This window comes from Polaromonas glacialis (assembly GCF_000709345.1).
Taxonomy (GTDB): Bacteria; Pseudomonadota; Gammaproteobacteria; order Burkholderiales; family Burkholderiaceae_C; genus Polaromonas; species Polaromonas glacialis.
In genome coordinates, this window is record NZ_KL448323.1 from 3,265,405 (window position 1) to 3,288,950 (window position 23,546).

23 protein-coding genes are annotated in these 23,546 nt (G+C 64.2%); 8 read left to right on the forward strand and 15 right to left on the reverse strand.

The features are described from left to right. Window positions 1–80: 80 nt before the first annotated feature. Both EC86_RS0116015 and EC86_RS27120 read left to right on the forward strand, forming a co-directional pair. Window positions 81–1,502 (forward strand): FAD-binding oxidoreductase, encoded by a 1,422-nt coding sequence (locus EC86_RS0116015; protein WP_029526765.1) that lies wholly within the window; start codon window positions 81–83, stop codon window positions 1,500–1,502. Between the two features lie 418 nt (window positions 1,503–1,920). Then, complete coding sequence (locus EC86_RS27120) at window positions 1,921–4,620, forward strand: CHASE3 domain-containing protein (RefSeq protein ID WP_051675984.1); 2,700 nt, start codon at window positions 1,921–1,923, stop codon at window positions 4,618–4,620. 174 nt (window positions 4,621–4,794) lie between these two features. Here EC86_RS27120 and EC86_RS29965 read toward each other — a convergent pair whose 3' ends face one another. Next, window positions 4,795–5,544 carry a L,D-transpeptidase gene (locus tag EC86_RS29965; protein WP_232229916.1) on the reverse strand — a complete coding sequence of 250 codons (750 nt, stop codon included), beginning with the start codon at window positions 5,542–5,544 and terminating at the stop codon, window positions 4,795–4,797. A 197-nt stretch (window positions 5,545–5,741) separates the two neighbouring features. On the opposite strand from EC86_RS29965, the gene EC86_RS28910 reads away from it, so the two are divergent. Both EC86_RS28910 and EC86_RS0116035 read left to right on the forward strand, forming a co-directional pair. Continuing rightward, a complete protein-coding gene (locus EC86_RS28910) occupies window positions 5,742–6,065 on the forward strand; it encodes a hypothetical protein (protein ID WP_156955337.1) in 324 nt (107 codons plus the stop codon). A 50-nt stretch (window positions 6,066–6,115) separates the two neighbouring features. Continuing rightward, window positions 6,116–6,697, forward strand: coding sequence for a hypothetical protein (locus EC86_RS0116035; RefSeq protein WP_051675986.1), 582 nt, complete (start codon window positions 6,116–6,118; stop codon window positions 6,695–6,697). 298 nt (window positions 6,698–6,995) lie between these two features. Here EC86_RS0116035 and EC86_RS0116040 read toward each other — a convergent pair whose 3' ends face one another. The 9 genes from EC86_RS0116040 to EC86_RS0116080 form a co-directional block, all read right to left on the reverse strand. Next, window positions 6,996–7,751 carry an alpha/beta fold hydrolase gene (locus tag EC86_RS0116040; protein WP_029526772.1) on the reverse strand — a complete coding sequence of 252 codons (756 nt, stop codon included), beginning with the start codon at window positions 7,749–7,751 and terminating at the stop codon, window positions 6,996–6,998. Between the two features lie 213 nt (window positions 7,752–7,964). Further along, the gene (locus EC86_RS0116045; protein ID WP_029526773.1) at window positions 7,965–8,900 is read right to left on the reverse strand and encodes a ParB/RepB/Spo0J family partition protein; all 936 of its coding nucleotides are present in this window, start codon (window positions 8,898–8,900) and stop codon (window positions 7,965–7,967) included. Window positions 8,901–8,956: 56 nt separating this feature from the next. Continuing rightward, a complete protein-coding gene (locus EC86_RS0116050) occupies window positions 8,957–9,517 on the reverse strand; it encodes an RBBP9/YdeN family alpha/beta hydrolase (RefSeq protein ID WP_029526774.1) in 561 nt (186 codons plus the stop codon). A gap of 124 nt (window positions 9,518–9,641) precedes the next feature. Beyond that, the gene (locus tag EC86_RS0116055; RefSeq protein WP_029526775.1) at window positions 9,642–10,406 is read right to left on the reverse strand and encodes a ParA family protein; all 765 of its coding nucleotides are present in this window, start codon (window positions 10,404–10,406) and stop codon (window positions 9,642–9,644) included. Between the two features lie 55 nt (window positions 10,407–10,461). Then, window positions 10,462–11,088 (reverse strand): LysE family transporter, encoded by a 627-nt coding sequence (locus tag EC86_RS0116060; protein ID WP_029526776.1) that lies wholly within the window; start codon window positions 11,086–11,088, stop codon window positions 10,462–10,464. A 29-nt stretch (window positions 11,089–11,117) separates the two neighbouring features. Beyond that, window positions 11,118–11,786 carry a 16S rRNA (guanine(527)-N(7))-methyltransferase RsmG gene (gene rsmG / locus EC86_RS0116065; protein ID WP_408633925.1) on the reverse strand — a complete coding sequence of 223 codons (669 nt, stop codon included), beginning with the start codon at window positions 11,784–11,786 and terminating at the stop codon, window positions 11,118–11,120. Next, complete coding sequence (mnmG, locus tag EC86_RS0116070; protein ID WP_029526780.1) at window positions 11,783–13,801, reverse strand: tRNA uridine-5-carboxymethylaminomethyl(34) synthesis enzyme MnmG; 2,019 nt, start codon at window positions 13,799–13,801, stop codon at window positions 11,783–11,785. Before mnmG ends, rsmG begins: the two co-directional genes overlap by 4 nt. Beyond that, entirely contained in the window at window positions 13,801–14,223 is a 423-nt protein-coding gene (locus EC86_RS27125; protein WP_198026806.1) for a type II toxin-antitoxin system VapC family toxin, read from the reverse strand. The genes mnmG and EC86_RS27125 overlap by 1 nt, the downstream gene beginning before the upstream one ends. A gap of 10 nt (window positions 14,224–14,233) precedes the next feature. After that, window positions 14,234–14,479 (reverse strand): type II toxin-antitoxin system Phd/YefM family antitoxin, encoded by a 246-nt coding sequence (locus tag EC86_RS0116080; protein ID WP_029526782.1) that lies wholly within the window; start codon window positions 14,477–14,479, stop codon window positions 14,234–14,236. A 97-nt stretch (window positions 14,480–14,576) separates the two neighbouring features. Between EC86_RS0116080 and EC86_RS0116085 the strand changes: the two genes are divergently transcribed. Then, on the forward strand, window positions 14,577–15,176 hold the full coding sequence (locus tag EC86_RS0116085; protein ID WP_029526783.1) for an NADPH-dependent FMN reductase: 600 nt from the start codon (window positions 14,577–14,579) through the stop codon (window positions 15,174–15,176). A gap of 48 nt (window positions 15,177–15,224) precedes the next feature. Here EC86_RS0116085 and EC86_RS28915 read toward each other — a convergent pair whose 3' ends face one another. Then, window positions 15,225–15,392, reverse strand: a complete 168-nt coding sequence (locus EC86_RS28915; protein WP_156955338.1) for a hypothetical protein — start codon at window positions 15,390–15,392, stop codon at window positions 15,225–15,227. On the opposite strand from EC86_RS28915, the gene bktB reads away from it, so the two are divergent. From bktB to EC86_RS0116105, 3 genes are all read left to right on the forward strand, one after another. Then, window positions 15,391–16,575 (forward strand): beta-ketothiolase BktB, encoded by a 1,185-nt coding sequence (bktB, locus tag EC86_RS0116095; RefSeq protein WP_029526784.1) that lies wholly within the window; start codon window positions 15,391–15,393, stop codon window positions 16,573–16,575. The two genes, EC86_RS28915 and bktB, sit on opposite strands and share 2 nt — an antisense overlap. Before the next feature lie 235 nt (window positions 16,576–16,810). After that, window positions 16,811–17,737 carry a histone deacetylase family protein gene (locus EC86_RS0116100; protein WP_029526785.1) on the forward strand — a complete coding sequence of 309 codons (927 nt, stop codon included), beginning with the start codon at window positions 16,811–16,813 and terminating at the stop codon, window positions 17,735–17,737. A 109-nt stretch (window positions 17,738–17,846) separates the two neighbouring features. Next, complete coding sequence (locus EC86_RS0116105) at window positions 17,847–20,537, forward strand: bifunctional acetate--CoA ligase family protein/GNAT family N-acetyltransferase (protein ID WP_029526786.1); 2,691 nt, start codon at window positions 17,847–17,849, stop codon at window positions 20,535–20,537. A gap of 146 nt (window positions 20,538–20,683) precedes the next feature. On the opposite strand, the gene EC86_RS0116110 is transcribed toward EC86_RS0116105, so the two are convergent. From EC86_RS0116110 to EC86_RS26250, 4 genes are all read right to left on the reverse strand, one after another. Next, window positions 20,684–21,979 (reverse strand): acetyl-CoA hydrolase/transferase family protein, encoded by a 1,296-nt coding sequence (locus tag EC86_RS0116110; RefSeq protein ID WP_029526787.1) that lies wholly within the window; start codon window positions 21,977–21,979, stop codon window positions 20,684–20,686. 98 nt (window positions 21,980–22,077) lie between these two features. Further along, window positions 22,078–22,377: a hypothetical protein gene (locus EC86_RS0116115; RefSeq protein ID WP_029526788.1), complete on the reverse strand. Its 300-nt coding sequence runs from the start codon at window positions 22,375–22,377 to the stop codon at window positions 22,078–22,080. 7 nt (window positions 22,378–22,384) lie between these two features. Beyond that, a complete protein-coding gene (locus tag EC86_RS0116120) occupies window positions 22,385–22,639 on the reverse strand; it encodes a MoaD/ThiS family protein (RefSeq protein WP_029526789.1) in 255 nt (84 codons plus the stop codon). Next, on the reverse strand, window positions 22,636–23,546 hold a 911-nt coding region (locus EC86_RS26250), incomplete at its 5' end, for an NAD(P)/FAD-dependent oxidoreductase (RefSeq protein WP_232229917.1). The genes EC86_RS26250 and EC86_RS0116120, both read right to left, overlap by 4 nt.

Here is a 23,546-nt window from a genome sequence, read left to right on the forward strand (position 1 = left end):
AGCTTATCAAGCTTCGGCGCGGCCAGCGCGCACACCGCCCCAAGCCGTAAACTCCGGTTTCACATCAGGAGACACACGCCATGAACGCACCGCTGCCCGGCCACCTGCTGCCCGGCATCCTCCAGCGCGAGACGCCGCAGGCGCTGATCGATGCCCTCAAAACCCGCTTTGCCGAACGCTGCTCGACCGCCCTGGTGGTGCGCGAGCAGCATGGCCGCGACGAATCGTCCTTCGCTTCGCCGCCGCCCGCTGCGGTGGTGTTTGCCGAAAGCACGCAGGATGTGGCCGACGCCGTCAAGCTGGCCAGCCAGTACGGCGTGCCGGTGATTCCGTTTGGCGTCGGCACCTCGCTTGAAGGCCACCTGCTGGCCGTGCAGGGCGGCATCAGCATCGACGTGAGCCGCATGAACAAGGTGCTGGCCATCCATGCCGAAGACCTGACGGTGACGGTGCAGCCCGGCGTGACGCGCAAGCAGCTCAATGAAGAAATCAAGAGCACCGGCCTGTTCTTTCCCATCGACCCCGGCGCCGACGCGACGCTGGGCGGCATGAGCGCCACGCGCGCCAGCGGCACCAACGCCGTGCGCTACGGCACCATGCGCGAAAACGTGCTGGCGCTGGAAGTCGTCACCGCCGACGGCAGCGTCATCCGCACCGGCACGCGCGCCAAGAAGTCCGCCGCCGGCTACGACCTGACGCGGCTGATGGTCGGCAGCGAAGGCACGCTGGGCGTGATCACCGAAGTCACCGTTCGGCTGTACCCGCTGCCCGAGGCGATTTCGGCGGCGATCTGTTCGTTCCCGAGCATCGAGGCGGCGGTGCGCACGACCATCGAGATCATCCAGCTCGGCGTGCCGATTGCGCGCGTCGAGCTGATCGACGCCCACACCGTGCGCATGGTCAACGCCCACAGCAAGCTCGGCCTGCGCGAGGAGCCGATGCTGCTGATGGAGTTCCACGGCACGCCGGGCAGCGTGAAGGAGCAGGCCGGGCTGGTGCAGGAACTCGCCAGCGGCCAGGGCGGCAATGCCTTTGAATGGGCCAGCACGCCCGAAGAGCGAACCCGGCTGTGGACCGCGCGGCACAACGCCTACTTTGCCGCCATCCAGAGCAAGCCCGGCTGCCGGGCGATTTCGACCGACACCTGCGTGCCGATTTCGCGCCTGGCCGACTGCCTGCTTGAATCGGTGGCCGAGGCCGATGCCAGCGGCATTCCCTATTTCCTGGTCGGCCATGTCGGCGACGGCAATTTCCACTTCGGCTACCTGATCGACCCCGACAACGCCGCCGAGCGCGAAACCGCCGAAGACCTGAACCACAAGCTCGTGGCCCGGGCCCTGCGGCTGGAAGGCACCTGCACCGGCGAGCACGGCATCGGCCTGGGCAAGATGGACTTTTTGCTGAGCGAGACCGGCGGCGGAGCGGTGGACATGATGCGCACCATCAAGCGCGCGCTTGATCCGAAGAACATCATGAATCCGGGCAAGATTTTTTCGCTGTGAATGTAAACTGATTGACTTGAATTGTTGGTTATTTATCGCTTTTATCAGTTTAAATGTAGCATTTTGTCTTTTTCAAGACAGCATTAATAGACACTCTGCACCGCCCGGCCCGAAGCCCTGCCTGCGGCACAGCGCATCGCTCGTTGGCCCCGATGTAGCCACCATGCCGCATTGCGCTACTTAAACAATAGCAACAAAACCCGGCGCTGCAGCGCCTTCAGCAAATGCTGCTGGATGGCCGTTGGTACAAGGCGTTGCGTGGGGGGAGTGATTCCCTGTCAAGATGCCTTCAGCGCCTGACCGGTTTACTTTTTTTACTGTTGATGACACCCCTTCCCTTTCACTTTTGCGAACAGCCCGCTGTCACCGCGCTACCGCAGCCAGCGCACATGGCCAGATCCCGGGGCGGGGTGCGGCCATGACCACGGCTGAACTGGCAGCCGACCCAACGTTGCAGCAAGACCATGACATCGCCGCCAGCGGCGTGCCGCCCGATGTGGTCAAGCGCAGACTGATCAACGGCTTGCTGATGCTGGTGCTGGCCTGCCTGGTCGGCGTCGGCGGGCTGGCCTATCGAAGCATGCAGGCGGCGACCGAATCGGGACAGCGCGAAGCGCATAGCCGCGCGGTCATTTCACAGTTCGATGAATTCCTGTCCAGCCTCAAGGATGCGGAAACCGGGGAGCGGGGTTTTCTCATCACGGGGCAGCCGCAATACCTGGAGCCCTACCATGCCTCCGTGGACCTGTTGGCGGCGCGGCTGAAGAGCCTGCGTTTGCTGACCACAAATAATCCCCGCCAGCAGCAGCGGCTTGCCGTCCTCTCGCAGGTGGCCGGGGAAAGAATGGCGATCCTGAAGGAAACCATTGCGCTGCGCCAGAGCCAGAGCCAGAGCCAGAGCCAGAGCCAGAGCCAGGGCCTGCCGGCCGCCAGCCAGACAGTCACGCTGCTGGCCGGCAAGAAAAGCATGGACCAGCTTCGCGCGCTGGTGGCACAGGGCAAGGCCGAAGAAGCCGAAAACCTGAAAATCCATGCAACGCAAAGCGACGCGGACATCCGCCGCACGCTGCAAGCGGTGTTGCTCGGCGGCACGCTGGGCGCACTGGCGCTGCTGCTGCTGTTTGTCTGCCTGCGCCGCGAACTTGCGAGCCGCTACCGGGCAGAAAAGGAACTGCGCCATATCGCCTCGCGGTATCAAATGCTGTTCAACTCGATTGACGAAGGCTTTTGCATCGTCGAACTTATCTTTGATGACGGCAGAAAGCCCGTTGACTATCGCTTCCTGGAGGTCAACCCGGCCTTTGAACGGCAGACCGGCATGTCGGACGCCAAGGGCAGGCGAATGCTGGAGCTGGTTCCCGACATGGAGGCGCACTGGTTTGGAATCTACGGCAAGGTCGCGCTGACCGGCGAGCCGCATCGCTTTGTCAACGAAGCCAAGGGAATGCAGGGACGCTGGTTCGATGTTTATGCCTTCCGGCTCGGTGGACCCGAAAGCGGACGCGTGGCGGTGCTCTTCAGGGACATTTCCGGGCGAATGAAAGCCGCCGAAGCCATGCGCCAGAGCGAGGCGCGTTTTCGCGCCCTGTTCGACTGGGGGCCGATTGCCATTTTTTCATCCGACGTCGCCGGGCGGCTGCAGGAATGCAACCGCGCCGCGCTGGAACTCTGGGGCGCCGAGCCCGGGGCTGGCGAAGGCGACAGCGCATTTTTCAAGGCGCCGCCAGCCCGTCTGCCCGACGGCACGCTGGCGCCCACCCTGCTGTCCCGCACGGCCGAGGTGCTCAAGGGCAACATTGCAGCGGTCTACGACGAAGCGTTCGTGATCGAACGGCCTGACGGCCCGAGCATGACCGTCATGGCCCATGTGGTTCCCCTGATCGGCAAGGCGGGAGAGATCACCGGCGCGATCACCTGCTGCTATGACGTGACCGAACGCACCCGCCTGCAGCACGAGACCGCCGAACAGGCGCAGGCGCTGACCGACCTGCACCGGCGCAAGGACGAGTTCCTGGCCATGCTCAGCCATGAATTGCGCAACCCGCTGGCGGCGCTTTCCAACGCGGTGCAACTGCTGCGCCTGCCCGCCGGCGCCGACCCGCTGCAATTACAGAGCCGCAGCATCATGGAGCGCCAGCTGAGGCACCTGAAGCATCTGGTGGACGACCTGCTGGAAGTCTCGCGCATCACGACCGGCAACGTCCGGCTTCGCCTGGCACAGGCCAGCCTGGACAGCATCGTGGAAAACGCCGTGGATGCGGCCAACCCCCTCATCGCCGAACACCGGCACGAACTCACGGTGTCCCTGCCGCCAGAGCCGGTGTTCGTGCATGCCGATGCCACGCGGCTGGAGCAGGTGCTGATGAACCTGCTCACCAATGCGGCCAAATACACCTCGCCCGGCGGACGCATCGGGCTGAGCGTTGAAAACGAGCCGACGGCCAGCGGCGAGCATGCAGCCGTGCCCATGGTGGCGATCCGGGTGCGCGACAGCGGCCTGGGCATTGCGCCAGAGCTGTTGCCGCGCATTTTTGATTTGTTCGCGCAGGCGGACCGTTCGCTGGACCGCTCGCAAGGCGGGCTGGGCATTGGCCTGAGCCTGGTCAAGCAGCTGGTGGAACTGCATGGCGGCACGGTCACGGTGTCGAGCACGCTGTGCCGGGGCAGCGAGTTTGTGGTTCGGCTGCCGGTCATGCTGACGGCGCTTGCGCCGGCAGCGCCAGCCTTGGGCGACAGCGCCAGGACGCCCGCAAAGGCGCAGCAACGCGTTCTGGTGGTCGATGACAACGTCGATGGCGCCCAGGGCCTGGCCATGCTGCTGGAAATGACCGGCCATGTCACCCGGCAGGCGCACGACGGCCCGGCTGCGGTGCAGGCAGCGATTGACTACCGGCCCGACGTGGTGCTGCTGGACATCGGCTTGCCGGGGCTCGACGGCTACAAGGTGGCGCAGCGGATTCGCCAGCAGGCCGGGCTTGAAAACGTTGTGCTGGTGGCGCTGACCGGCTATGGCCAGGATTCAGACCGGCAGCGCTCGCACGATGCAGGCTTCGACCACCACCTGGTCAAGCCCGCCGATTTCAGCGACATAGAGAAGATTCTGCTGGCCGTGGCGTAGCGCCCCGCTGGCGAAAAATCACCCAGCTTTTGCATCACGGCGCCAGCCGCCGGACATCTCTTTGCTACTATATTCATAGCTGCTTACGCATACTGGTCGTGCGAAAAAGGCTTTTTTTATGCTTGAAAAGTGTCGGCGGGCTGAAACGGGCGCGCTGGATTCGCGGCCCTTGGCTCAAGGTGCCGCGGCCACCAGCGGGGCAACATCGCGCGCACTGCCGTCGCCCAGGCCGAGCAGTGTGCCCACGGGGCGGGTTTCGGGCAGCACGTAGATGACGGCGGGCCGGGCGCCGAACACCGGCTTGACCAGCGCGTCATAAAAGGCGGCAGGCACGTTGACGCAGCCGTAGGAAATCCGGTTGTCGGCCGCCGTCGGCGTTGCCAGGCGCTCCAGCCGGCGGTCGGCCTTGTTGCTGGCGCGCACGCGGTGCATCGAGACGGCCGCGTCGTAGTCGATCCAGACAATGTCCTCGCCCTGCAGGTTGCGGCCCGGCTCGGACACGAAGCGGCCTGCCGGCGTGGTGCGTTCATCGGGCCGGATGTCGGCCAGCTTGCGCGTGCCGATGCCGGGCGCCGAGTCGTCTCCGACCGCCAGGCCCAGCAGCACCGGCGACGAACCAAGCGGGCTGCCGGCCGCATCGAAGACATGCAGCATGGCGGCCTTTTTGTCGATAACGGCAAAAGGCAGGCCCTGGTGATTGCGCGTGGCGCGAATCCAGGCTGTCATGCGTGGCACGTCTTGTCCTACGGAAAGCGGCTGTAGCCGAATGTTTTCTGCGGCCAAGACCGCCGGGGTGGCCGCCCGCGACGGCTGCGGAAGGCCAAGCAGCGCCACCAGCCCCCCGACAAGCAATGCGCCCGCCAGCGTGCGCGGCCAGGGGGGGAAACGGGTTTTCAGCGGCGAAGCAAGAGGGCAGGCGTTCATGGAAAGGAATGGTAATTGATTGTCAAAATGTCGGAAACCGGACATGAAAGATTAGCGGCCCTCTCCTACGGCGCCATAAGGCCAGCTCTGAAACGCAACCAGAGCTGCGGTTTTTATAGTCTACCCAGCTTGCAATTGAAGCTTATCGAAGACACGCCATGCGTGTTGGCCGCAAACTTTTTCAGAAGGACAGGACCATGAAACTTCACATCAGATCAATTTCCCTGGGGGCTTTGTTGGCACTTGCGGTAGCCAGCGTATCCGCCCAGACGGCAGCGCCGGCAGCTGCTGCATCAGCGCCCGCCACGGTGGGCGTGACACCGCAGGAAGCGGCGACAGCCAACCAGCAGGCCGTGCCGCGCAGCGATACGGCCACCGTGGTGCGGACCGCGCCGTCGCCCGCGCAGCGTGCCAGTGGTGCCATGACTGGCAACACCACCGGGGGCACGGCGGCCATGAACAGCACGACAGGCAACACAGCCACGGGGACGACCCGTGCAGCCCGCGCCGACCGCAACTGATTGCCGCAATTCGCTTTGTTTTTCTAAGTTGATATTAAAAGGAGATCGTCATGAACATGAACACCAACGCCACCCCTTACACCGGCAGCACCGCAACTTCCACCACGGGAAGCAGCAACATGGTGACCGGCCTATTTCCTGACCGCGCCAGCGCCGAAGCGGCCTACAACGCAGCCCATACGCGCGGCTATTCAAAAGACGATGTCAACCTGGTGATGTCGGACGACACGCGCAAGCGCCACTTTGCCGACGGCAGCGCGATGGGCAAGGAAACCGAACTGGGCAACAAGGCCGCTGAAGGCGCCGGCATCGGTGGCGCCATCGGCGGCACCATCGGCGCCATCCTGGCGGGCATTGCCGCCGTGGGCACGAGCATTGCCCTGCCGGGCCTTGGCCTGGTCATTGCAGGCCCCCTGGCTGCTGCTGCCATGGGCGCCGGCGCCGGTGCCGCCAGCGGCGGCCTGGTGGGTGCCCTGATCGGCTGGAACATTCCCGAAGAGCGTGTCAAGGAATACGAAGAAGGCGTCAAGAACGGCGGCATCCTGATGGGTGTGAAGACCCGCAATGACGAGGATGCGCTGCACTTTGAAAACGAGTGGAAGCAAAACGGCGGCCAGCATATTTATCGTTAAGCAGTAACGATAGCGTCGAGCCCTTCTAAAGGGCTTGTGCAAAGGCTGACAAAGCGGCGCTCTTCTGAGGGAGCGCCGCTTTTTTGTGTCTTGCTCCGGATGCGCCGGGGCATAGAAGCTTTCGATTGACGGCAGCGCGGCGGCTTGGCGGTGTGCTGGCCTGCCACTGGATTCATGCGCAGCCGCGCTATTTTCAAGGATGACGAACCGGATAGCGCCCAAGGAGCCTTGCGCAAGGATGAAGCACGCTGCCTACAGCGCAGCGCTGCCCGAAAAATCGCGCAACCCAGCGCAACACTCAGGCGGCGTGTTGATACGGTTGCCAGTTGGCCGGATGCTGGCCCAAGCGGTCGCCGACGATCTGCAGCACCGCCGGGTTCCAGCCCATGCCGATGTGGCTGCCCTTGATCTCGATGTCCTGCACCTGCCTGGCGGGACGCGCATGGCGGCAGGTTTCCCAGGCCACCACGCCGTCGGAGCGGCTGTAGATCGAGGTCGTGGGCAGCGGCGGCGGCGTGCGCAGTCGCTGGCTCAGCGCCGGATCGATGGCCGCCGACGTGCCGCTGAGCAGCCGGAACAGCCAGCCGACGTTGGTGTGGTCCGCCTCGGCATTGAACGGCGTGCCGATGGTGATGACCTGGCGCACCTGCGGCGCCAGCAGCTTTCCCACTTCGCGGGCATACATGCCGCCCAGGCTCCAGCCAATCAGCGTGGCTTTGCCCTGGTGCCCGCCCAGCAGATCGGCGGTGTGCGCGGCCAGGTCTGCCAGCCAGCGGTCCAGGTCGCCTTTGGGGCCGGTGTTGAAACCCCTGCCCCAGTCCAGCGTGCTGTAGCCGAGGGATTCGCAGTAGTCGCGCAACGGGGCAATGGCCGAACTGTCGGTGGCAAGGCCCGGAAAAATGATGACCGGGTGTCCGTCGCCTGCGGGGACCATCTTCCTTTGCCCGACATCGCTGAACCTGGAAGACAGGAACTCCAGCGCGGCGCGCCACGGTTCGGTTGCCAGAAGCGTCAAGGGCGGGCGGCAGATTTCAAGGCTGGCGGTGGAAGGCATGGCATGAAGGGCATGGGCCAAAAGTTTCGAATGCCTTCATGCTCAGGCCTGCGGCTGCTTAAAAAAAACGGGAATAAGCCCTAGTCAACGTAGGAATAAAGCCAGCCAAGCTGCCATACCGTCAGCCCTGGCGCTGTCAGCCTGCCCGGAACATCGCGGTATTCCACTGCGAAATGGCGCTGTAACCTGGTTACTGAAACTTTGTTACGGGCGTCAGGCGGTACGGCGCAGGCGTTCGATCAGCCCGTTGATCTCGTCGAGCGACGAGAACTGGATCGCCAGCTCGCCCACGGCTTCCCGCTTGCCGTTGCGCTTGACCTGCTTCTTGATGCGGACATCGACATCGGCCATCAGCAGGTCGGCCAGTTCTTCCTCAACCCGCAGGGTGTCGCGCGCCTTTTCAGGCCTGGCCTGGTTCGGCGTCAGCGAAAACTCGCTGCCGAGCTTTTTGACCAGGCTTTCGGCCTCGCGCACCGACAGCTTGCGCGCGGTGATCTGGTTTGCGGCGGTGATCTGCGTGGCCCGGTCCAGCGCCAGCAGCGCGCGCGCATGGCCCATGTCCAGGTCGCCGGCCATCAGCATGGTTTGCACCGGGTCGGCCAGGTTCAGCAGGCGCAGCAGGTTGGACGCGGCGCTGCGCGAGCGGCCCACGGCCTGCGCCGCCAGCTCGTGCGTCATGCCGAACTCCTTCACCAGGCGCTGCAGGCCCTGCGCTTCCTCCAGCGGGTTGAGGTCTTCGCGCTGGATGTTCTCGATCAGCGACATGGCGGCCGCCGACTCGTCGGGCACGTCGCGGATCAGCACCGGCAGGCTGTCGAGCCCGGCCAGCCGCGCCGCCCGGAAGCGCCGTTCACCGGCAATGATCTCGTACTTGCCGCTGTTGCTGCCGCCCTTGAGGCGGCGCACCAGGATGGGCTGCATGATGCCCTGCACCTTGATCGATTCGGCCAGCTCGTATAGCGCGCCCTCGTCCATGCGGGTGCGCGGCTGGTACTGGCCCGGCACCAGGTCGTCGAGCAGCAGCGACGCCGGCAGGCCGGGGCTGCTGGCCGCGCTCAGGGCTTGGGCAGCCTCGGGCGAGTCATCGACCTTGGGGCCGAGCAGCGCTTCGAGTCCGCGACCCAGCCCTTTTTGTTTTTTGGTGACCATGGCGTTGTCTTGTCTTTCTTTGAATCGGTATGAACGGTAGCGCGGTCGGGTCGCGCTCAGGCGGAAGTATCACGCATCAGCTTGAGCAGTTGCGCATGCGCCTGCGGCCAGTCGCCGAGGCCGCTTTCGGCATTCAGGTGGCCGCACGCGCCGGCATCGACAAGGTCGGCGCCCCAGGCCGAGGCAAACTGCCGGGCGCGCTCCAGGCTGCAGAAGGGGTCGTTGCTGCTGGCAAGCAGCTCCGTCCTGAAAGACAGTTTCCCCAATGCAACCGGTGACCAGCTGGGCAGCAGCGCGCGCACATCGTCGCGCTCGACATCGGGCGGCGCGACCAGCAGCGCGGCCTTCACCCGGTGGGTGTTGCGGCTGTGCGCGGCCCAGGCGGCCACATGCTGGCAACCCAGGCTGTGCGCGACCAGCACGGCCGGCCCATCCCCTTCGATATCGCACGACAGCAGCACATCCTCAAGCCGCGCAATCCAGTCGCCCCGCAGCGGGCGCATCCAGTCGTGCTGCTCGACCCGGGTGTAGCCGTGCAGGCGCTCCCAGCGGCTTTGCCAGTGCTCAAGGCTGCTGCCTTGCCAGCCGGGAAGAATCAATACGTTGCGAGGATTCATGGGTCGGGTCCAACCTTCAGGGCGGTAAACGCAAAAATCATGCGTTTGCTACATTTTTTATAGCTACTCATGCATGCTGGACATGCGCAAACGATGGTTTTAATCAATAAATGACGCGTCGTGCCTACAAAATGCGCCCGACCATCTCCTGCGCAAAGGCCACGAAGGCCTGCGCGCCCTTGGAGGACGGGTCGAAAATCACGCCGGGCAGGCCGTAGCTCGGCGCTTCGGCCAAGCGGACATTGCGCGGAATCACGGTGTTGAACACCTTGTCGCCGAAATGCCCCTTGAGCTGCTCGCTGACCTGCTGCTGCAGCGTGATGCGCGGGTCGAACATGACGCGCAGCAGGCCGATGATCTGCAAGTCCTTGTTCAGGTTGGCATGCACCTGCTTGATGGTGTTGACCAGGTCGGTCACGCCTTCGAGCGCGAAGTACTCGCACTGCATCGGAACGATCACGCCGTGCGCCGCGCACAGCCCGTTGAGGGTCAGCATCGACAGCGACGGCGGGCAGTCGATCAAAATGAAATCGTAGTCCTTGTCCACCTTGGCCAGTGCCTGCTTCAGACGCTTTTCGCGGCGCTCCAGCGCCACCAGCTCGATCTCGGCGCCTGAAAGCTCGCGGTTGGCGCCGAGCACGTCGTAGCCGCTTTTCTCGCTGTGGACCCGGGCATCGACGATGGATGCGGCTTCGAGCAACACGTCATACACCGTCATGGCCAGCTTGCGCTTGTCAACACCCGAGCCCATGGTGGCATTGCCCTGCGGGTCCAGGTCCACCATCAGCACCCGCTGGCCGACCTGGACCAGTCCGGCGGCCAGGTTGACGGTGGTGGTGGTCTTGCCCACGCCGCCCTTTTGATTGGCAATGCAGAATATTTTGGCCATAGCGTCTTGTTGAGTTGTCGTTCCGTTGAGGGAATCGAGGATTGCAGTGTCCGATTTACCGGGAAAGGGCGAGCTTGATGCCAAAGGCAATCAGGAACATGCCGGCTGCCTTTTCAAGCATCATCGATATTTTGGGATTGGCCCGAATACGCGCGGCCAGTTTCCAGGTCAGCAGCACGGCCGTCAGGCCATAAAGAAATGTCAGCACCGCGATGGTGGCAGCCATCACGCCAAAGGTCTTGAGGCCCTGGTGCTGCGCCGGATCGACGAACAGCGGAAAGAAAGCCAGGTAAAACACGATGGCCTTGGGGTTGAGTAGCGTGATCAGCAGCGCCTGGCGAAAATAGTGGCGCGGCTTGATCTGCAGGATCGGGGCCGCGCCAGGCTTGGCCAGCAGCATCTTCAAACCCAGCCAGGCCAGGTACAGGGCGCCCAGCCACTGAACGGCATGAAAAGCGGAAGGGTAGGCCGCCATCAGGGCCGACACGCCCGCCACGGCCGCCCAGAGCAGCACCTGGTCACCGGCAATCACGCCCAGGGTAGCGCCCATGCCGCCGGCAATGCCGCCCTTGCCGGTCGAGGTGATCAACGCCAGGTTGCCGGGACCGGGAATGGCCAGAAAGACCAGGATGGCAACAACAAAAGCGCCATAGTCGGCAACACCAACGAACGAAGCCGGCATGGATGGTTCCAATAGTAGAGACCCTGAGTTTACGACACGGGCCGCAGCCAGAGGAGGCAGCGCTCGGCATCCAGGCCGGGAACCTTCAATTGTTCCACGTGAAACATCGCAATGATTTTGGGCAAAGTCAGCAACTCATCGGCTGGATGCTTGCCCTTCATCGCCATCCACACGCCCTGCGGCGCCAGCGCACCCACTGACCAATTGGTGAAATCAGCCAGCGAGGCAAACGCCCGCGAGCAGATCACATCGAAGGGCTCGGTGATGCTTTCGACCCGCGCATGCAGTCCGGCAAGGTTCGGCAGCTTCAAGGCAAGTGCCGCCTGCTTGATGAAGGCTGCCTTTTTGGCGACGGTGTCCACGCAGGTCACGCTGACGGCCGGACAGCAAATCGCAATCACCACGCCCGGCAGGCCCGCGCCCGAGCCCACATCGAGCAAGCGGCTGCCCTGCGCCAGCCCGGCCCCCAGCAGGTAGCGCTGCAAGGCTGGCACCACCGACAAGCTGTCGAGCAAATGATGCGTCATCATTTCTGCGGGATCGCGCACCGAGGTCAGGTTGTAGACCTGCGTCCATTTGCCGATCATCGCCTGGTAGTCCAGCAACTGGCTGATTTGCGGCTCGCTCAATTGCAACCGCAGTTCGGCGAGTCCAGCCAGCAAAGTGGCGCGCAGGTCTTTTTCTGTAGCCGCCATCAGACTTCCGCCTGTTCAGTGGATTTCAGGGGAACCGTGTTCTTCCACAAATTCTTTTTCAAATGCACCAGCAACAGCGAAATGGTGGCCGGCGTGATGCCCTGGATGCGCGATGCCAGTCCAAGGGTTTCGGGCCGGTGCTTGGACAGGGTCTGCCGCGCCTCAAAACTCAATGCCGAGACTTGCAGATAATCCAGATCAGCCGGGAGCTTGAGATTTTCGTAATGCGCGGCGCGTTCGACCTCGACTTTTTGCAGGTCGATGTAGCCGGCGTACTTGGCGGTGATCTCGATTTGCTCGATCACGCTTTTGATCAAATCTGCCGGCAATGCTTCGCCCGTCGATGTTTCACGTGAAACATCGGAATCGCCTGTCGAAATTTCAGGGTTGGCATATTTCCCGCCATCGAGCGACATCAGCCCGGCGTAATTCACATCGGGGCGGCGCAGCAGATCGGCCAGGTTGTATTCGCGCTCGATCGCCTTTCCCAGCACGCGCTCGGCCTCGCTGGCGGGCAGGTTGTTCGGATTGATCCAGAGCGAGCGCAGGCGCTGTGTTTCACGTGAAACAATGTCGCGCTTGCGGTTGAAGGCGTCCCAGCGGGCGTCATCGACCAGGCCCAGTTCGCGCCCTTTTTCTGTCAGGCGCATGTCGGCATTGTCCTCGCGCAGCATCAGGCGGAACTCGGCGCGGCTGGTGAACATGCGGTAGGGCTCGGTCACACCCTTGGTGATCAGGTCATCGACCAGCACGCCCAGGTAAGCCTCGTCGCGCTTGGGAAGCCATGCATCCTTGCCCTGGCATTGCAATGCTGCGTTGATGCCGGCGAACATGCCCTGGGCGGCGGCTTCCTCGTAGCCCGTGGTGCCGTTGATCTGGCCGGCAAAGAACAGCCCGCCAATCGCCCGGGTTTCGAATGTCGTCTTGAGGGCGCGCGGGTCGAAATAGTCGTATTCAATTGCGTAGCCGGGCCGCAGGATGTGCGCGTTTTCCATGCCAGACATCGACCGCACCAGCGCGTACTGGATGTCGAAGGGCAGGCTGGTCGATATACCATTGGGGTAGATTTCGTGCGTCGTCAAGCCTTCGGGCTCCAGGAAAATCTGGTGGCTGTCCTTGCCGGCAAAGCGGTTGATCTTGTCTTCCACGCTCGGGCAGTAGCGCGGCCCGACGCCGTCGATCTTGCCGGTGAACATCGGGCTGCGGTCAAAGCCCGAGCGGATGATGTCGTGCGTGCGCTCGTTGGTGTGCGTGATCCAGCAGGGCATCTGCCTCGGATGCGGAATATTTCCGCCCATGAAGCTGAACACCGGCACCGGCCCGGGCGTGCCGCCCGGCATGCCGTCGCCCGGCTGGACGCCGCACTTGCTGAAGTCGATCGAGCGGCCGTCGATGCGCGGCGGCGTGCCGGTTTTCAGCCGGCCTTGCGGCAGCTTGAGCTCCTTCAGCCTGCTGCTGAGCGACACGGCCGGCGGGTCGCCGGCGCGACCCGCCGCATAGTTGCTCAGGCCGACATGGATCTTGCCGTCCAGGAAAGTCCCGGCCGTCAGCACCACGGTGCGCGAACGGAACCTGATGCCGACCTGCGTCACCGCGCCAACCACGCGGTCGCCCTCGACCATCAGGTCATCGACCGCCTGCTGGAACAGCCACAGGTTGGGCTGGTTCTCGACCATGCGGCGAATCGCCGCCTTGTACAAAATCCGGTCGGCCTGCGCCCGGGTGGCGCGCACGGCCGGACCCTTGCTGGAATTGAGGATGCGGAACTGGATGCCGCCTTCGTCGGTGGCGAGCGCCATCGCGCCGCCCATGGCGTCCACTTCCTTGACCAGATGGCCTTTGCCGATCCCGCCTATCGACGGATTGCAGCTCATCTGCCCGAGCGTCTCGATGTTGTGGCTCAAGAGCAGCGTCTTGCAGCCCATGCGGGCTGCGGCCAGCGCGGCCTCGGTGCCCGCATGGCCGCCGCCGACCACGATCACGTCAAATTCCTGGGGATAAACATAGGGTGAGGTCATCACGCATCCTTCAATAAAGTGGCATTCAGGCCAAGCGCCTGGGCGCCGTTGAACTGGCGGACATCCGCCGTCACGAACAGATCGACTCCGGCCGACAGCGCGGCGCCCACATGCAGGGCATCCATGCCGCGCATGGCACTGGCTTCCAGCGCCCGGATCGCATAGCGCTCGACACCGGCGCTCAAGGGCACCACCTGCATGTCGGAAAAATTGCGCTCCACCTCGGCGCAGGTGTCGTGGTAGGAGGCGTCGCTGGCCTGGGTTTCGCGCCGCACCCGGTTCAGGGCCGAATAAAGCTCGACCTTGCAATGCGGCGCGGCCACCGCCGTCGTGGCGCTGGCCACCAGCCTCAAGACGGCCTCGCGGCCGTTTTCAGGCAGGTAGCGCTTGAGCAAAGCCGATGTGTCAAAAAGAATTTTCATGCAGGCTTTTTCACCACGGTGCGCTGTCACGCTCATCGAGCAAGGCCTTGACCGCCGAATAGCCGGGCGGCAGCTGGAGCAAGGGTTCAAACGGGCGCTTGTAGCTGGGAAGCTCAGCCGCCACGTCGGCCCGGACCGGCACCAGTTCGGCCACGGGCTTGCCATGGCGCAGGATCAGGACGGTTTCACCGCGCTCGACCCGGTCAATCATGGCGGATGCATTGGCGCGAAATTCGCTCAAGGGAATGGTATGCATTTTGTACAAGTAAGGTTATTTGTACATTTTATCGTTTCCTCCCAAAACGGACCACCACCAGGGCATTCGCCTGCCGGGCTGTGATGAAATCAATTCCATGACCCTTCCAAAACCCCTCCCCAGGCTGCTCGTTTTTGCCGGCAGCACCCGCCTCGATTCGTTCAACCGCAAGCTGGCCGGCGTGGCCGCCGCCTTGGGACGCGCCAGCGGCGCCGAAGTCACGCACATTGAACTGGTGGACTTCGACATTCCGATGTACAACGCCGATCTGGAAGCGCGTGGAACGCCGCCCGACGTGATGAAGCTCAAGGAAATGATGCACGCACACCCGGCATGGATCATCTGCTCGCCCGAATACAACGGCAGCTACACCGCGCTGCTGAAGAACACCATCGACTGGGTGTCCAGCCCGGTCAAGGGCGATGCGGACTGGAGCGACGGCTTCAAGTCCTTCACCGGCAAGGTGGTGGGCGTGCTCAGCGCCTCGCCCGGCGCGCTGGGCGGCCTGCGCTCGCAAAGCCACCTGGTGCCGCTGCTGTTCAATTCGCAATGCTGGGTGGCGCCCACGACCTTTGCGCTGGGCAACGCGGGGGCTGCATTCGATACACAAGGCGCGCTGGTGAACGACAGCCACCGCCAGAAAGTGCAGGCAGTGATTGACCAGGTGCTGTTCGCCGCGCAGCGCCTGACGGCGTGAACGGGCAGGTTCGGCCTCTTATTTTTTGATAGCAGTCAACGCACGCCGTTATTGCGCAAAAGCCATTTTTAGCTTGCAAATGATGAAAATCAACGGGATGCCCGGCCCGTCTTCGCCATCAATGCCATACTGACTCTTGCCAATTCCCGTGTCAGCCGGGCGTAGCCAAAACGGTTCACACTTCAAGCGGCTTTTTAAAACCCAGGAGATATTCATGACCCGTGAAGTTGTAGTTGTCAGCGGTGTGCGCACCGCCATTGGAACCTTCGGCGGCAGCCTGAAGGACACGCCGCCCACCGAACTGGCCGCGCTGGTGGTGCGTGAATCGCTCTCGCGCGCCGGCGTCGAGGGCAAGGATGTCGGCCACGTGGTGTTCGGCCATGTGGTCAACACTGAAGCAAAAGACATGTATTTGTCGCGCGTGGCGGCCGTCAACGGCGGCTGCGCCGAAGGCACGCCGGCGTTCAACGTCAACCGCCTGTGCGGCTCGGGCCTGCAGGCCATCATCTCGGCCAGCCAGAGCATTTTATTGGGCGATGCCGACATCGCCATCGGCGGCGGCGCCGAGAACATGAGCCGCGGCCCCTACGCCAGCCTGGCCACCCGCTTTGGCGCGCGCATGGGCGACACCAAGATGATCGACATGGTGGTCGGCGCGCTGCACGACCCCTTCCACACCATCCACATGGGCGTGACGGCCGAGAACATTGCCGCCAAGTGGGGCATCAGCCGCGAAGAGCAGGACGCGCTGGCCGTTGAAAGCCACAACCGCGCCCAGAAGGCCATCGAGGCGGGCTACTTCAAGGAGCAGATCGTCCCGGTCATGCTGAAAAGCCGCAAGGGCGAAGTCGCCTATGACACCGACGAGCATTTCCGACCCAACTGCACGCTGGCCGACATGGCCAAGCTCAAACCCGTGTTCATCAAGGAAAACGGCACGGTGACTGCCGGCAATGCCTCGGGCATCAACGACGCCGCGGCGGCCGTGGTGCTGATGGAATCTAGCGTGGCCAAGGCCCGTGGCCTCAAGCCGCTGGCCCGCCTGGTCGCTTATGCGCACGCTGGCGTGGACCCCAAGTTCATGGGCATCGGCCCGGTGCCAGCCACGCAGATGGCGCTGAAAAAAGCCGGCTTGAGCGTCAACGACCTGGACGTGATCGAGGCCAACGAAGCCTTTGCCGCTCAAGCCTGCGCCGTCACGCGCGACCTCGGCCTGGACCCGGCCAAGGTCAACCCCAACGGCTCGGGCATTTCGCTCGGCCACCCGATTGGCGCCACCGGCGCGTTGCTCACCGTCAAGGCCGTGTACGAGCTGCAGCGCATTCAGGGCCGCTACGCGCTGGTGACGATGTGCATCGGCGGCGGGCAGGGCATCGCGGCGATCTTCGAGCGCATCTGATTGGTGCGGACATCCCTTTTTTAAGGCGTCATTGACAGCGCCCCCAGCCCGCCTCGAAACGGCCTGGGGCGTTTTTACATTCAGATTCCATTTTTTTCCAGCGCTGCATGCCGCGTCCCGAGTGCGTGCCAACCCTTGATATTTGTTTTACATCAAGATGCAGCAGCAAGGCCGGACTAGACTAAAAGGCGCATCTGGCCGCAGTCGCCAGAGCACCCCCCAAGGAGACAAAACCATGCTGCCTGCCTACATCACCCACGCCGATTGCGCGCGCCACGAAATGGGCGCGCACCATCCCGAGTGCCCGGAGCGGCTGGGAGCCATCAACGACATGCTGCTGGTCAAGGGCCTGCTCGACTACATGCATCCGTATGACGCGCCGCTGGCCACGCCAGAGCAGCTGGCCCATGCCCATTCCTCGCGCTATGTCAGCGAACTCATGGCCGCATCGCCGGCCGAGGGCTACCACAAGGTCGATCCCGACACCGACATGAACCCGTTCACCGTCACGGCAGCCCTGCGCGCAGCCGGCTCGGCGGTGCTGGCCACCGACCTGGTGCTGACGGGCGAAGCGCCCAGCGCCTTTTGCTGCGTGCGCCCGCCCGGCCACCATGCGCAGCGCGACGCCGCCATGGGCTTTTGCTTTTTCAACAACGTGGCCGTCGGCATCCGCCACGCGCTGACCCGGCACGGCCTGCAGCGCGTCGCGCTGATCGACTTCGACGTACACCACGGCAACGGCAGCGAAGACATCTTTCGCGGCGACGATCGCGTGCTGATGTGCTCGATCTTCGAGCAGGGCATCTACCCCTTCACCGGCGAAAACGCCACGGGGCCGAACATGGTCAACGTCGGCCTGCCGTCGCGCTCGGGCAGCGACAAGTTCCGCGAAGCCGTCACCACCCACTGGCTGCCCGCCCTGAATGCCTTCAAGCCCGAGCTGATCTATGTTTCCGCCGGCTTCGACGGCCACCGCGAGGACGACATGGGCAACCTGGGACTGGTAGAGGCCGACTACGAATGGGTCACCAAGCAGATCATGAAAGTGGCCGTGCAGCACTGCCAGGGCCGGGTCATATCCTGCCTGGAAGGCGGCTATGTGCTGAACCCGCTGGCGCGCAGCGTGGCGGCCCATGTCAAGGTGCTGATTGGCGCCGACTGATTTCCCGTGCCGCGACGATGCACGCGCATCGTCGCGGCCAGTGCCGGTGCAGGGCGGGCGGGCCACGGCCCAACGAATCTAAAAATAGCAATGAAATGAAAGCCCTCTTATGGACAAACACTACCTCACCCCGCTTTTCGCCCCGCAGTCCATCGTCGTCTTTGCCGGCCAGGTCGATGACCCGGACAGCCTGACATCGCGCGCCCGGGTGCTGCACCAGGCCCTGCGCGCCCAGAAATACACCGGCACCCTGCAGTTCCTGGACATCCACACCACCGGCACGCTGGCCGACCTGGCGCAGACCGGCGCCGACCTGGCGATCATTGCGCTGCCGCCGGCGGAAGTCGCCGCCGCGCTGGAAATTGCCGGGCGCATGACCTGCCGCTCGGCGCTGGTGATCACCAGCGGCATCAATGCCGACGGCGCCGCCGAACTCAAGCGGATTGCGCGCCGTGAAGGGGTTTTCCTGATGGGGCCCAACGGCCTGGGCCTGCAGCGCCCGCACCTCATGCTCAACGCCAGCGCCGCCGGGCCGATGGCAAGGGCGGGTTCGCTGGCGCTGGTGTCGCAGTCCGGCGCGCTGACGTCGTCCATCCTCGACTGGGCCAGCAAGAACGGCGTCGGCTTTTCATCGGTGGTGTCGCTGGGGCCCAACACCTCGGTCGATATTGCCCAGGTGCTCGATTTCCTGGCCAACGACCGGCACACCCAGAGCATCGTCATCTACCTTGAAGGCATCTCCAGCGCGCGCCGCTTCATGAGCGCGCTGCGCTCGGCCGCCAACGCCAAGCCGGTGGTGGTGCTCAAGGCCGGCCGCCGGCCGGCCGGCAACGAGGCCGCGCAAACCCACAGCGGCGCCATCGTCGGCAGCGACGATGTGTTCGACGCCGCCCTGCGCCGCGCCGGCGCGGTGCGCGTGCGCTCGTTTGTCGAGCTTTTTTCGGCCGCCAAGTGCCTGGCCTCGCGTTACCGCCCGGTCGGCAACCGGCTGGCCATCGTCACCAACGGCGGCGGACCCGGCGTGCTGGCGGCCGACTGGGTGAATGAAATCCATCTGGAACTGGGCAAGCTGTCGCCGGAATCGTCCAGCGCCCTGAAGCTGCTCTTGCCCGAACTGGCGTCGCTGTCCGACCTGATCGACCTGTCCGAGGAAGCCACGCCTGAACACTACAAGGCCGCCATCGAGGCCGCCGGCAAGGACCGGCAGGTCGACGGCGTGCTGGCGATCTTCTCGCCCAAGGAAGGCATCGATGCCGCCGAAGTGGCGCGCACGCTGGCCGAGGTCAAGCGCAGCATGGGCAAGCCGCTGCTGTCGTGCTGGATGGGCGATGCGTCGGTGGTGGCGGGGCGCGGGATTCTGAACGATGCGGCGATTCCGACCTTTCGCACGCCGGAAGCGGCGGTCGGCGCGTTTGGCAACATTGCCTCGTTCTACAAGAACCAGCAGCTGCTGCAGCAAACGCCGCCGCCGCTGTCGACGCTGGCCAAGCCCGACATCGAGGGCGCGCGCTTGATCATCGAGAACGTGCTGGCCGAGCGCCGCAAGGTGCTGACCGAGATGGAGTCGAAAACGCTGCTGTCGGCGTTCCACATTCCGGTCACGCAGACCATCCTGGCGCGCACCGCCAACGAAGCCATGATGATCGCCACGCAGCTCGGCTTTCCGGTGGCGCTGAAGATCGACTCGCCCGACATCAGCCACAAGTCCGACGTCGAAGGCGTGGCGCTGAACATCCTGAACGCCACCGGCGTGCGCGACACCTTCACCGAGATGATGCAGACCGTCGCCCGCCTCAAGCCCAATGCGCGCATCAACGGCGTGACGGTGCAGACCATGGCGCGCGCCAAGCGTGGCCGCGAAGTCTGCGTCGGCCTGGTCACCGACGACCCGTTCGGCCCGGTGATTGCCTTTGGCGCGGGCGGCACCATGATTGAGCTGATCGACGACCGGGCGATGGAGCTGCCGCCGCTCAACCAGTTCCTGGCGCGCCACCTGATCGGCCGCTCGCGCGTGGCCGAGACCCTGGGCGCCTGGCGCGGCGCCACGCCGGTGAACATGAAGGCGCTGGAGCAAATTTTGCTGCGCGTCTCGGAAATGGTCTGCGAGCTGCCGCAGCTGCGCGAGATGGACATCAACCCGATCATCGTGGACGAATCCGGCGCCGTGGCGGTCGATGCGCGCATCGCGATCGACAATGCGCCGCAGGCCATCAGCGGCCGCGCCAACACCTACAGCCACCTGTCCATCCTGCCGTACCCGGCGCGCTACGAGCAGGTCTGGCCCTTGCGTGGCGGCGGCGAATACACCGTGCGCCCGATCCACCCGGACGATGCCCAGATGCTGCAGGAAATGATGTCGCACCTGTCGCAGGAAAGCCGCTATTTCCGCTTCGTCTCTTCCATGGTCGAGCTGCCGCCGAGCATGCTGGCGCGCTTCACGCTGATCGACTACGACCGCGAAATGGCGCTGGTCGCCGTGTTCAAGGAACGCCGCTCGGGCGCCAGCAGCGAGGTGCCGGAAACCGAGCGCATCGTCGGCGTGTCACGCTACGTCACGAATCCCGACCAGTCGAGCTGCGAATTCGCGCTGGTGGTCGCCGACGACTTCAGCGGCAAGGGCCTGGGCTCGCGGCTGATGCTCAGCATCATGGACGTGGCCCGGGAAAAGGGCTTGTCGGAAATAGAGGGCCTGGTGCTGGCGCACAACCCCGGCATGCTCAAGCTCATGAAAAGCCTGGGCTACACCATCAAGCCGTTTGCCGAAGACCCCGATTTCAAGCTGGTGACGCATACGCTGTAAGTTGGCGACAGGCCAGCCAACGGATATTTGCTATGGATAAAATAGCTGCTTGCGCTTATACAGACTGCGCAAAAGACATATTTCTTCATTGAAACCTGCAAAAACCCTGCCTGCAGTGCGGCAGGGTTTCCATGGCCCCGCCTGCCTCAGAGCAGCTTCATCTTCTTCGCTGCATCGCGCAGCTCGGCGCGAAAGTCCGGGTGCGCAATCGCGATCAGCGCCTCGCAGCGCTGGCGCGCGGTCTTGCCGCGCAGCTGGGCCACGCCGTATTCGGTCACCACGTAGTTGATGTCGTTCTTGCTGGTGCTGACATGCGTGCCGGGCGAGAGTACCGGCACGATGCGCGAGATGGTGTCGTGCTTGGCGGTCGAGGGCAGCACGATGAAGGCCTTGCCGCCGCTGGAGCGGTTGGCGGCGCGAACGAAGTCGGTCTGGCCGCCGGTGCCGGAGTAGGGCGCGAAGCCCAGGCTTTCCGAGCCGCACTGGCCCATGAAGTCGATCTGCATCGTTGCATTGATGGCGTGCAGGTTGTCGTTCTGGCCAGCCAGGAACGGGTCGTTGGTGAAATTGACCGGGTGCATCTCGACCGACGGGTTGCGGTGCAAAAAGTCGTACAACTTTTTCGAGCCCAGCGCAAAGGTCGCCAGCATCTTGCCGGGCAAATAATTCTTCTTGCGGTTGGTGATGGCGCCGGCCTCGACCAGCGTCATGATGCCGTCGCCGATCATCTCGGTGTGCACGCCCAGGTCATGCTTGTGTGTCAGCTGCATCACCACCGCATCGGGAATGCCGCCGTAGCCGATCTGCAGCGTCGCGCCGTCCGGAATCATGTCGGCGACGTACTTGCCGATGGCTTCCTGCACCGGGCCGATCTTGGGCAGGCCGACTTCTAGCAGCGGGTCCCCGCTTTCCGTCAGCGCGGTGACCTGCGAAATGTGGATGTGGCAGTTGCCGTTGGCAAACGGCACGTTCGGGTTGACTTCGAGCACCACCGCCCGGGCCTGCGCAATGGCCGCCATGGTGTAGTCGGGCGCCAGCGACAGCGAGAAAAATCCGTGCGCGTCCATCGGCGAGGCCATGGACAGCACCACGTCGGCAGGCAGCAGCTTGCGGCCGAGCAGGTCGGGCAGTTCGGAGAAGTTCGCCGAGATGAAATCGATCCAGCCTTCCTGCCCGCCGGCGCGTGAAATGCCGCTGAAGAAATAGGCCGCATGCCGCACATGGCCGGTGGTGTCCGGGTCGAAGTAGTCGTATTTGCGCACCGGCAGGATTTGCGAAACCTGCACGTTGCGGAATTCGCGGCGCGCGCTTGAGAGCGCCGTGAGCAGGGCCGGCGGCTCGCCCACGGCGGTAGGCACCACGATGGTGTCGCCGTTCATGACGACACCGATGGCGTCGGCGGCCGACATGCGTTTTTGCTGGTACAGGGTTTGAATGGACAAGGGCAGCTCTCTGGGTTAAATGGCTTGGGGCCATGGCACCGCGTGCCATCGGGAAGCCCGGGGGTCAATGGACAGCCTGGCCCTGGCCGGAACCCGGATCAGCCGCCGCCGCGCTGCATGTAAAGGTCAAAGCGCTTCATGAAAGTGTAGCGCTGGCGCTCGTCGAGTCCGGTAAAAGAAAACCCTGCCAGCAGGCGCGGAATCCGGACGCTTCCCAGCATCCGGGGCGGGGCGGATTGCCAGGCAATCCGCAGGCTGCCCGGACCGATGCGGACCTCCACCCTGGCGCCGTCGCGCTGCCAGGCGTGGTCGCCCAGCGCGGCGGACAGCCAGCCCAGCCACTCGGCTTCGGTGCAACCCATGTCGCGCTCGAAATTCTCAAGGTAATGCGACTGCACAGCGCTTTCAGCCGCCGGCAATCGGCGGCCAGATGGCCAGCACGTCGCCCTCGGCCAGCGTGGTGTTCAAGCGCAGCTCCGGCGCGATGTAGCGGCCGTTGACGAGCACCAGATGCACGAGCCTGGGCGGCAGGCCGAAGGGCTCGATGATCTGGCTGATGGTGGCCTCGGGCGCCACGTCCAACTCGACGATATTGCTGCGTCGCGAACCCACCGGCAGGTAGTCGGTCAGCGTGGCGAACAGCTTGAAGGTGATGTTCATCGGCGGCGCGCGTCGCCCGCGCCGTTCCACTCGCCCTGCGCCTGGGCGCTGGCCAGGTAGGCCTGCATCAGCAGGGTCGGGTCGCTTTTGAGCTTGTCTTTCCACGGGCCGAGATGCACCGCGCCTTCGACCAGGCCGCGCATCACGCCCACGTGTTCGGTCCAGCCGACGCTGTTGCAGCCCACCAGCACGTCGTCCTTGAACTGCAGGCTCAGGTGCCGGCCCTGGCCGCCGCCGGCCTGGGTGTCGGTCAACTCGACCTGCTCGCTGCCCGGCACGCCCTGCCAGTTGCCAAAGCTGGTCGAGATCAGCCCCAGCGTGTCGAGCACGTTGATCTGTGTCACGCCGCGCAATTCGGTTTTTTGCCCGACCATGTTGAGCGCGGCCACCCGGGCCTGCTCGGCCGCGTTGGGCTGGATGGCGCTGACAATCGTCGTGCCGCTGACCTTGTCGAAAGCCTCGGCGCAGTCGCCGGCGGCATACACGCCGTGTACGCTGGTCTGCAAATGCTCGTCGGTCAGCACGCCCTGCAGGCAGGTGATGCCGGAGTTTTCCAGAAAGCCGATGTTGGGCCTGACGCCGGTGGCGCTGATGACCAGGTCGGCGGCCACGCTCTGCCCGTTGGACAGGCGCACCGACAAAGGCGCGCCGGGCAAGATGGCCTCGACCCGCGTGCCGGTGAACACCTGAACGCCCTGGCTTTCGCACCAGCCCTTGATCATGCCGCCGGCCACGGGGCCCATCATGCGCGGCACCATGCGGTCGCCCATCTCGACCACGCTAAGCTGCACGCCGCGCTGCATCAAGGCCTCCATGATGATGCAGCCGATGAAACCGGCGCCCATCTGCAGCACGCGCGCGCCGGGCCGGGCCAGCGCCATGATGTTTCGCGCGTCTTCCAGCGTCC